This window comes from Paenibacillus albiflavus (assembly GCF_004344915.1).
Lineage (GTDB): Bacteria > Bacillota > Bacilli > Paenibacillales > NBRC-103111 > Paenibacillus_AM > Paenibacillus_AM albiflavus.
Genome location: NZ_SKFG01000017.1, coordinates 80,454 through 90,764 on the forward strand (window position 1 = coordinate 80,454; position 10,311 = coordinate 90,764).

At 42.9% G+C, this 10,311-nt stretch carries 9 protein-coding genes; 8 read left to right on the forward strand and 1 reads right to left on the reverse strand.

Annotated features, from left to right (window positions below; all coding sequences use genetic code 11):
• The first annotated feature begins 69 nt into the window (after window positions 1-69).
• The 4 genes from E0485_RS16610 (at window position 70) to rlmH (ending at window position 3,659) form a co-directional block, all read left to right on the forward strand.
• On the forward strand, window positions 70-240 hold the full coding sequence (locus E0485_RS16610; RefSeq protein WP_132419196.1) for a CxxH/CxxC protein: 171 nt from the start codon (window positions 70-72) through the stop codon (window positions 238-240).
• A 294-nt stretch (window positions 241-534) separates the two neighbouring features.
• On the forward strand, window positions 535-1,767 hold the full coding sequence (codB, locus tag E0485_RS16615) for a cytosine permease (RefSeq protein WP_132419197.1): 1,233 nt from the start codon (window positions 535-537) through the stop codon (window positions 1,765-1,767).
• A gap of 22 nt (window positions 1,768-1,789) precedes the next feature.
• A complete protein-coding gene (locus E0485_RS16620) occupies window positions 1,790-3,058 on the forward strand; it encodes a cytosine deaminase (RefSeq protein WP_132419199.1) in 1,269 nt (422 codons plus the stop codon).
• A gap of 121 nt (window positions 3,059-3,179) precedes the next feature.
• Window positions 3,180-3,659: a 23S rRNA (pseudouridine(1915)-N(3))-methyltransferase RlmH gene (gene rlmH, locus E0485_RS16625; protein ID WP_132419201.1), complete on the forward strand. Its 480-nt coding sequence runs from the start codon at window positions 3,180-3,182 to the stop codon at window positions 3,657-3,659.
• A 340-nt stretch (window positions 3,660-3,999) separates the two neighbouring features.
• Here the strand turns inward: rlmH and E0485_RS16630 are convergent, their stop codons facing one another.
• The gene (locus E0485_RS16630) at window positions 4,000-4,434 is read right to left on the reverse strand and encodes a pyridoxamine 5'-phosphate oxidase family protein (protein WP_132419202.1); all 435 of its coding nucleotides are present in this window, start codon (window positions 4,432-4,434) and stop codon (window positions 4,000-4,002) included.
• 97 nt (window positions 4,435-4,531) lie between these two features.
• On the opposite strand from E0485_RS16630, the gene E0485_RS16635 reads away from it, so the two are divergent.
• From E0485_RS16635 to E0485_RS16645, 4 genes are all read left to right on the forward strand, one after another.
• The gene (locus E0485_RS16635) at window positions 4,532-5,461 is read left to right on the forward strand and encodes a helix-turn-helix transcriptional regulator (RefSeq protein ID WP_132419203.1); all 930 of its coding nucleotides are present in this window, start codon (window positions 4,532-4,534) and stop codon (window positions 5,459-5,461) included.
• A 514-nt stretch (window positions 5,462-5,975) separates the two neighbouring features.
• Entirely contained in the window at window positions 5,976-7,715 is a 1,740-nt protein-coding gene (locus E0485_RS16640) for an ABC-F family ATP-binding cassette domain-containing protein (protein ID WP_132419204.1), read from the forward strand.
• A gap of 498 nt (window positions 7,716-8,213) precedes the next feature.
• Entirely contained in the window at window positions 8,214-8,357 is a 144-nt protein-coding gene (locus tag E0485_RS25175; RefSeq protein WP_165921212.1) for a hypothetical protein, read from the forward strand.
• Between the two features lie 497 nt (window positions 8,358-8,854).
• Window positions 8,855-10,311, forward strand: a 1,457-nt coding sequence (locus E0485_RS16645) for a fibronectin type III domain-containing protein (protein ID WP_132419205.1), incomplete at its 3' end; no start/stop codon positions are given.

Sequence of the window (10,311 nt, forward strand, 5' to 3'; positions counted from 1 at the left end):
GAATGTGTATGGAGCTGTGTTCCACTCACCATGCTAATGATATCAATTTAAAGGAACGAGGTAGCTTCCATGTATGTCGTATGTAAAGAGCATTTGGAATTAGCCATTGATGAATTTGTTGATGAATACGAAGATGCACCAGATATTATTGATCTGCATGAAGTCAAGTTTCGCGACTGGCAGCCACCCACGCATTGCGAACATTGCGAGGATGGCGAAGCGAGATTTCTGGTTGTGTAAAAATATTAATTCCAATATTTACCCTTGTTGATACCAATATATTCATTTATAATAGGACCAACTTAATAGGATACCTTTAACTCAGTCCCGTGAGGCTGACAAGGACAGCGGAAGTATGATCTATATAGGGATACGTGTGTATATGCGTGTATACCTATTGTTTTACTGTGATCGTAAATGGCTTATTGTCAGGGCAACTGGGCAATAAGCCTTTTTTTATTGCCTTCGATCACACCCGCATGTTCCATCTGCTCGAGCATAATCGGTATCAAGACTAACTGGAGGATGGATAAAATGGAAAAAGTAGACTTGGAATTCTCGTTGCAACCTGTACCGCAAACACATCGGAATGGATTTTGGAAAATACTTGCTGTGATGCTCGGATTTACGTTCTTCTCGGCAAGCATGTGGTCAGGTGGAGCGTTAGGAAATGGCTTAACGTTCAGCACTTTTATCGGAATTGTACTGGCAGGAAATCTGATCTTAGGCATTTATACAGGAGCGCTTGCGTATATTGCGGCAAAGACGGGCTTATCGACTCACTTGCTGACTAAATATGCTTTTGGCACGAAAGGTTCCTATTTATCTTCAGGATTGCTAGGTTTTACGCAGGTAGGCTGGTTTGGTGTAGGGGTGGCGATGTTCGCAGTTCCGGTTCAAAAAGTTACTGGAATGAACGTGTATGTCCTGATTGCAATTGCAGGAATCCTGATGACGGTGACCGCGATCTATGGAATTAAAGCATTGGCGATACTCGGCATCGTAGCTGTACCGTCGATTGCGGTATTAGGAAGCTATTCGGTCTTCGAAGCGACATCAACTGCAGGCGGTTTGCAAGGATTAATGGACTATAAGCCGACGGAAATGATGGGTCTTGCAACAGCATTGACCGTTTGTATCGGGTCCTTCATCAGTGGAGGTACGCTAACACCGGATTTTGTGCGATTCGCCAAAACGACTCGTTCAGCGGTTGTGTCGACGGTCATTGCCTTTTTCCTTGGAAATTCGTTGATGTTTCTATTTGGAGCGGTAGGCGCGATTGTGTATGGACAAGCGGATATCTCGGATGTCATGTTTATGCAAGGTTTGATTATACCAGCTATCATTGTGCTAGGATTAAATATTTGGACGACGAATGAAAATGCGCTGTATGCATCCAGTCTGGGCTTTGCCAATATTACGAAGCTGCCTAAGAATATCATTGTTGTCTTTAATGGAATAGTAGGTACGATAATGGCGATGTGGCTGTACAATAACTTCGTAGGCTTCTTGACGGTACTAGGCTCGGTATTGCCGTCGATTGGCGCGATTCTACTAGCAGATTTCTTTATCCTGCATCGTGGATCCTATAAGAAATTCGAAGAAATGAGATTCAAATCTGTGAATTGGATTGCGATATTGGCATGGGCCGGCGGCGTTCTGATTGCTGAGTTCGTACCTGGCATCCCGCCTATTAATTGCTTGATCGGTACAGCGGTGCTATATATTATAGGTATGAAGTGTTTCCCGGATAAACAGCATAACTAAAACGAGAAAAGGGGAATGAGCAGTGATTATTCAACAAGCGAAGCTTAGAGGTCGCGATGGTTTATGGAATATCGAGATTGTGGATGGAGCATTCAAGACGATTACTCAAAGTTCACTTCCTACAGAAGGACATGAGGTCATTGATGTTAACGGGAGCTTGGTGCTTCCGCCTTTTATTGAGCCGCATATTCATTTAGACACAACCTTAACAGCAGGTGAGCCAGAGTGGAATCAGAGCGGTACGCTATTTGAAGGCATCCAGCGCTGGTCGCAGCGGAAGGAAACTCTTTCAGTAGAAGATGTCAAAACGAGAGCGAAGACTGCACTTAAATGGCAAATCGCTCAGGGTATCCAGCATGTGAGAACTCATGTGGATGTGACAGACCCTACTCTAGTAGCGCTTAAGGCGATGCTGGAAGTGAAAGAGGAGATGTCTCCTTATGTGGATCTTCAGCTTGTTGCTTTCCCACAGGAAGGTATTCTCTCCTATCCCAATGGAGTAGAACTGCTTGAAGAAGCTATGAAAATGGGGGCCGATGTGGTTGGCGGCATTCCGCATTTTGAGTTTACACGCGAGTATGGCGTAGATTCGATGAGAATCGTATTTGATCTAGCGGAAAAATATGATCGTCTCGTCGATATCCACTGCGATGAGATTGACGATGAGCAGTCTAGATTCGTTGAGGTGGTAGCAAAGGAAGCTTATGAACGCGGCATCGGCACACGTACAACGGCCAGCCATACAACAGCGATGGGCTCTTATAATGATGCATATGCGTACAAGCTGTTCCGTCTGCTGAAGATGTCGAAGATCAATTTTGTATCCAATCCACTTGTGAACATTCATTTGCAAGGACGTTTTGATACGTATCCCAAGCGTAGAGGCTTAACACGGGTAAAAGAGCTTCAAGAAGCGGGACTTAATGTGTGCTTCGGTCATGATGATATTTTTGACCCATGGTATCCGCTAGGGACAGGCAATATGCTTCAAGTTCTGCATATGGGCATTCATGCTTCACAGCTTATGGGCTATGAGCAGATCGTGAACAGTATCGATATGATTACGAAGAACAGCGCGACTACGCTGCAAATTGAGGATAAATACGGGATTGAGACAGGCAAGCCAGCCAACTTTATCGTATTGAATGCGGAGAACGAGTATGAGGTAATTCGCAAGCAGGCTGCGGTACGCTACTCTTTCCGTAACGGTAAGATCATTGCTGAGACAAAACCGAGTGAGACGAGCGTGCAGCTGGGCGGTATGAGCGAGACCGTTACTTTTCAAAAATAAATATGAAGCAGACCTTAGGGTCTGCTTTTTATATTACATCGGTACTAGCAATAGAATAAGAAAGTAAGTACATTATATTTGTAGGATAAAATATAGAAATTAGAATTTAAGGGGCGTCAGCATGAATATACAGATTATTACGGTTGGGAAATTAAAAGAACGCTATTTGGTACAAGGCATAGCGGAATATGCTAAGCGCCTTGGTGCGTACGCCAAGGTGCAGTTCGTTGAGGTGCCTGATGAGAAGGCACCTGAGAGCATGAGCGCAGCGGAAGAGGAGCAGGTTCGCCGCAAGGAAGGCGAACGCATCCTCTCCTCGCTGCGCGAGGACAGCTACGCCATCGCGCTCGCGATCGATGGCGATCAGTTGGCAAGCGAGCAGCTGGCCGCGCGCTTGCAGGATTTGGCCACCTATGGGCGGAGCCAGGTGGCCTTTATCATCGGCGGCAGCCTCGGGCTAAGCCCCGAGGTGCTGCGCCGCGCCGACATGCGGCTATCCTTTGGCCGCATGACATTGCCGCACCAGCTGATGCGGCTGGTGCTGGTGGAGCAGATTTATCGTGCGTTTAAGATAAGTCGGGGGGAACCGTATCATAAGTAGGGCGAAATTTTTTTGGAGAAAACTCGCAGGTACCTTCAAAATCACTTTAACCGACATGGGTTTGGGATGGGCCATGCTCGCCGGAAAAGTCAACGAAAACGGGCTTCAGCGTCCTTTTAGGGGTCAAAGAACGATGCGATACCTGGACACCACTGAAAAAGTCCCTCAACCCCAAAAGAGACAGCTTCCTATTTTTTTAGAGGAGGCTGTCTCTTTTTTTCGGTATAATCAGATCATTAATCAAAGGCTGGTGGTTCCGATGTTTCCGAAGCAATAGAGTTTTATCTTGAGTCCGTATACACTGCGATAACAAACGCCGGATGTTGAATTTCTGGTAGTGCTATACCTCAAAAGAAACCAATCCGGCAGTCTCATAATCCACGATGACAAAAACATCCTTGATGTGAATTTCAAAAACATCCAATGTGTCGCCAATGGCTGCGAGCGTCTCATCATATCCGGGAATTTTTTGGATAAACAGGTCCTTGATCTCTTCTATGGTGTACCTGCTCTTATGTACAACTGCATGATTGGAGCGGGCATGCGGCACGGAAGACCCATCAGAGGGGACGGTTGTGAAGGCAACATTGTTATTTTGAGAAAACTCAGCCACCTTCTGATTCTCCCTGTCTGTCGCAAAATACAGGATTCCCGGCTTGCTGGCATCATAGCAGAAGTTGACAATCCTTACATTGGGTAGACCTGCTACCGCTGTTGCCAGAGCAATTTCGTTGGTCTTGTCTAATGTGTGGTAAAATTCGTTCTTATAATCCACTTATATTTCCTCCTTAGCATTTGATAAACTTAGTATAGCAATGTATCGCTGACAGCTTTTATGTCAGTCATAGTACATAAATTTCAGGGGGATGATTATGAAGCTGGAACGAATGATTGCTATCATTATGCTGCTCTTGCAAAGAGAGAAGATGGGCGGGAAAGAGCTGGCCGAGCTGTTTGAAGTTTCACTTAGAACCATTTATCGTGACATTGAAACAATTAATCAAGCAGGTATCCCGATTGTGACCAGCTCCGGTGTAGGCGGGGGAATTGGGATCATGAATCAGTATAAGATAGAAAAAGGTTTTTTTACCGTCAAGGACATTACCGCTATGCTGATGGGGCTTGGCTTTATATCCAATACATTATCCGGTGAGGAAACCACTGCTACCCTGGCCAAAGTAAAGAGCTTTATCCCGGAGGATAAACAGCATGAAATTACGCTGAAAGCCAACCAAATCTCTTTTGACTTATCCGCTTGGCTGGGCAGCAATGATCTGCAGACCAAAGTTGAAGTGATTCGAACAGCCTTGGAACATTGCAGCATACTGTCTTTTATGTATCTAAGCGCTAAAGGAGACAAGGTCATGCGGACCCTGGAGCCTCATCGTCTTTTATTGAAAGAAAATCATTGGTACGTGCAGGGGTATTGTTTGAACCGGCAGCAATTTCGGGTATTCAAGCTATCCCGCATATCTGAAATGGAGAGAACAGAAGACCGGTTTACCATGCGTGAGGTTCCCCCGGCTTTTTCAGAGTTTACAGATACCATGTCCAGGAAAATGCAAAAAATAAAATTGCAGCTTGACCATTCCATCCTCGACCGGATATTGGATTATTGCGGAGAAGAGAACATTACTCCCCTCGGTAATGGAAAATTCTATGCATATTTTGATTTTATTGAAGATGATTATGGTTACGGAATCCTAATGAGCTTCGGAAATAAATGCCAATGCATTGAACCTGAGCATGTGCGCAATGAAATGAAGAGACGGCTCAATGATTCAATAAAAGCATATTTTTGAAATACAATACAAAGAAACCACTCTTCTTATGGCAACGCCGCTCACCACCGGAGAAATGCCGGATCAGGCATGTTTTTCATTATATATGCGCAGCCACAATCAAATTAGGCACGTCTTTACTTGATAATGAAAAAAGCACTGCTTCAAGGTATCCTTGTCTTCGTCAACAACCGGAATTCTTTTCGATAAATGGTTTGGTTTCCTTGCCAAGGTTTGCTAAGAACTTTGATTCAACTTATATTATGAATGCAATCAAAAATTTTGTGAAAAACTTGCCCTTTAGCCATCGCGGTGAACCGTATCACAAGTAACGGCAAGTTTTTATTGTACAACTCGAAAGAAATGGAACAGCTAGGCTATTCGTCAGGAGGCTGGATGGAACTTTTTACCGATACTCCAAGCAATGGGATTCAAATGGTTTGAAGTTGGTTGTAAACAGTGTTACACTCAAAATCTATATTTTGTAATACACCTAAGAATAGTCACTATTTTAGATATAAAGGAAGGTAATACTGTGATAAAGGTTGATAACTTATCTTTCTCATTCTCGCAAAAAGAACTATATAAAAACATTTCATTTACGCTTGAAGAGGCACAACATTGCGCTTTTATAGGTACGAGTGGCAATGGGAAAAGTACATTAATAGATATACTGATGGATCCAGAAAGATATTTGTTCGAGGGCAAATTAGAAGTTGACCCGACTTGCAAAATTGGGCATGTAAGTCAATTCCCTCAACAAGATAAAACGAAAGAAACAACAGTTTTTGAATATATAGCGGAAGAATTTATTAAGATACAAAATGAAATAACATCTATTTGTACAGAGATGGAAACATCATCGGATATTGATTCATTATTAGAAAAGTATCAATTAGCTTTAGACGCATTTGATTCAATCGGTGGGGATGATTTTGAGAGCAAAATTAATAAGAAACTAAATCTAGCAAACCTCATGAAGCTAAAAGATGTTAGGGTATCCGATCTGAGTGGTGGGGAATTCAAACTTATTCAAGTGATGAAGGAAATGCTTAGTAGTCCAGACTTAATGATTATGGACGAACCCGATGTATTTTTAGATTTTGAAAACCTAAATGCGCTCAGAAATCTTATTAATTCTCACAAAGGAATACTGCTAGTTGTTACGCACAACCGATATCTATTGAATCATTGTTTCAACAAAATTATACACCTTGAAAATAAAGAGATCCAAGAGTTTGATGGACGATATATTGATTATAACTTCTCATTACTTCAGACTAAAATTGAGTTGCAAGAAATCGCAGTCGCTGAACAAGAAGAAATTGAGAGATACGATAACATCATTGATAATCTTAGAGCTATCGCGACTGTTAATGCAGATGCATCTAGAGGGAGAGCACTAAAAGCCAGAGTTAAGTTTCAAGAAAGATTGGAAGCACGTAGAATTAAAGCGCCATTTGTTGATATGAAGCAACCGAATATTCGTTTTGATATGGATCATGAAATGGAAGATACCGTTGTTGTAAATGTTAATAATTATCGTGTTGCCTTTGATGAGCTGCTGCTAGACCATGTTAACTTTGAGATAAAATCTACGGATAAAGTAGCCATTATTGGTTCAAATGGTACCGGGAAAACGACTTTACTCCGAGATATCTATAAAAACAATCAGGATTCAATTGAAATAAATGCTGATGTTAAAGTGGCTTATTTATCTCAGATTCAAGGCGAAATGCTAAAGGATTCTAATACAATACTCGAAGAATTCATCGATGCTGGGTTTAAAACGTATGATGAGATTAGATCGTATATTTCTGGCTATGGGTTTGAAGGAGAAATCGTTAATCAGAAGATAGAATCTCTATCTGGTGGAGAAAAAAATACGCTTCAATTGGCCAAAGTTGCTGCCAGTAAAGCAAACGTATTGCTTCTAGATGAACCGACAAGCCATTTAGACACCTATTCACAAATCGCATTGGAGAAAGCCATTGAAGACTATAAAGGTGCGATTCTCATGATTTCTCATGATTTCTATTCTGTTGTAAATGGTATGGATTATGTTTTAATCATCGACGATAAGACGATAAGAAAAATGAGTATGCGTAAATTTAGACAGATGATTTATGCTAGTCATTTTAATAAAAACTATTTAGAAGCTGAACAAAATAAAAAAGCAGTTGAAATGAAAATAGAATTGGCTTTAAAAAATACTGATTTTGAATCTGCAAAAGTATTGGTTGATGAGCTAGAAGAGCTGATTAAGTTGCTTTAAAATACACCCCTCTTATTGAAATGGAGACCCCTCGAAAAAGGGGTCTTTGTACTAGGTTAAGAATATGATATTTGCAAGATTCTGAATTTGATTCGGTTTGCAAGGGGAGGTACCATATGAGTTCATTCTTAACGTTATAGAAAAGCTAAAGTTGAACGTCTTGAATATGAGCATAGGGCCCTCTTAGTTTAAAAGGTGTCCTAAAAATTCGCCGTTAGAGTGATATGGGGAACCGTATCACAAGTAGGGCGAAATTTATGGCTGTTGGATTGTAAAGGGACTACAATGTTTCAATAGTGCTACTTGTTGATATAAAACGGAGAAAAGTGAGTGCTTGAGGTACGGGTACCGTTGCGGATGAGAACACGGTGAAGAAGTGGGACGGGAGTAGACGAGCCCGCGAAATTTGGAATCAAGATCATACGTTGGCATCAGCCATGCGTTATCCGTTGTGTGGTACTATCACAAGCGATGGCTCGCGATATTGGCAAGGAATGAATGCAAGAATGGGTGAATAGAGCGGATTATGGCAGCAAGGACTTTAGCGGCGGGATCGACCGAATTTGGTTAAATAGCTCACTGAAGATATCTACGGTTGAGGAAGTCGATTTCCTCGCGGATCATCATCCAGGAAGAGAATGATGAATATGCGATATACAGGAAAACGGGAGGAAGCGATAAGCCCTCTTTCGGATGGTATGTCGGGTTCATTAAAATGGAGGACCATACTTGTCCATTCTAGGATGGCATGCCGATATCGTACAAACCGCGCTCACCCTGATGCAATACCGTCGCGAGTAATCGCAAGACCGCATCATTTTTTTCTAGGTAGGGGCTGGAGATTGAAGAGGCTCAATTAGCTCGGTTATGAGCGGATGCGGGTCTTTTTTGTGATGCCTTATACGGAGAGTCGTTTTTCACGCCGATTACGATGTGGGCTGGCTTCCAAGGTGGCGAGATGGCTATCTAACGCCTGATCAGCACGAACGCACGTACAGTGAAACAGTGTAATGTTCCCGATTTTTAATTACATAAATTTACATTATCTATTAAGAATCCATTAAGATTCAAGTAAAAATTATCTAGTAAAATATAGAGTGGTGCAATCGAATAATAATAGAAGAGGGTGCAACAGGCACATGATGCGATCAAATTTGTTGGAAATAAGGAAGTTGCTGATTTGTCTACTCACGCTGGCTTTGATTACGGTTGGCTCATGGACAGGAGGTAGTATTCAGGAGGCGAAGGCGGCAGGAGATTTTGAATACACAACAAGCAACTCAGAAGTAACCATTACAGGATATACTGGAATGGACACAGAGGTTGATATTCCTCCTGTAATAGGTGGATATCCTGTAACGAGCATAGGAGATTTAGCATTTTATAATAAACAGTTAACGAGTGTGACGATTCCGGACGGTGTAACGAGCATAGGGTTTGGTGCATTTTATAACAACAAATTAACGAGTGTGACGATCCCGGACAGTCTAACGAGTATAGGCGTTTCTGCCTTTCATTGGAACGAATTAACGAGTGTAACGATCCCAAACAGTGTAACGAGCATAGGTAATAATGCATTTTATTGGAACGAATTAACGAGTGTAACGATCCCAAACAGTGTAACGAGCATAGGTAATAATGCATTTTCTGATAATTATGGATTAACAAGCGTGATTATTGAAGGGGATTCAACTGCAATTGGAACTAATGCGTTTAGTAATTCTTTTAAACCTGTTTCGGTGATAGCCTTTGATCCTTCTATAGCGAAGACATATGCTTCTGATTGGGGGCATACATTCCTCAATATTTTATCTTACGGAGTCAGCTATTCTCCAAACGGCGAATCAGAGGGAAAGCAAGCTAATTCAACAAAGGTAACGGTTGCTGTTCCTGATTTTGTAGGATCTTCCAAAACGTATTACCGATGGTCAACAGCGGTAACGGTGCCCGATTGGCCGAACGTGGAGTGGGTAGAGTTCACGAGCGAAGAGTCCATTTCTACGCCTTCTGCTGTAGGTACGTGGTATTTGCACATTCGTGTTGACGATCAGAATGGAAGTCATGCAGCAGGATATTCTTATTCTAATGCGTTTAAAGTAGTTGCTGTGCCGAGCGCACCAATAAATGTAATGGCGAGCGCAGGCAATGGACAAGCGACGGTCAGCTTCGACGCCCCAGCGAGTGATGGGGGAAGTGCGATCACGGGCTATACGGTTACGTCGAGTCCAGGTGGATTCACAGGAACGAGCACAACCGCGAGTCCGGTCACGGTCACGGGATTGACGAACGGAACGGCGTATACGTTCACAGTAATTGCAAAGAATAGCGCAGGCGACTCCACGGCATCCGTGGCATCAGGGAGTGTGACGCCCGTCGCACCGATCGTGCCTAGCGCACCGACGAATGTAACGGCGACCGCAGGCAATAGACAAGCGACGATTAGCTTCGACGCCCCAGCGAGTGATGGTGGAAGTGCGATCACGCTGTATACAGTTACGTCCAGTCCAGGAGGAATCACAGCAACGAGCACAACCGCGAGTCCGGTCACGGTCACGGGATTGACAAACGGAACGGCGTATACGTTCACAGTAGTTGC

Bases quoted from the DNA above. Each gene is read 5' to 3' on its own strand.
- E0485_RS16610 (WP_132419196.1), top strand. From the start codon at position 70: ATGTATGTCGTATGTAAAGAGCATTTGGAATTAGCCATTGATGAATTT.
- codB (WP_132419197.1), top strand. From the start codon at position 535: ATGGAAAAAGTAGACTTGGAATTCTCGTTGCAACCTGTACCGCAAACA.
- rlmH (WP_132419201.1), top strand. From the start codon at position 3,180: ATGAATATACAGATTATTACGGTTGGGAAATTAAAAGAACGCTATTTG.
- E0485_RS16635 (WP_132419203.1), top strand. From the start codon at position 4,532: ATGAAGCTGGAACGAATGATTGCTATCATTATGCTGCTCTTGCAAAGA.
- E0485_RS25175 (WP_165921212.1), top strand. From the start codon at position 8,214: ATGCAAGAATGGGTGAATAGAGCGGATTATGGCAGCAAGGACTTTAGC.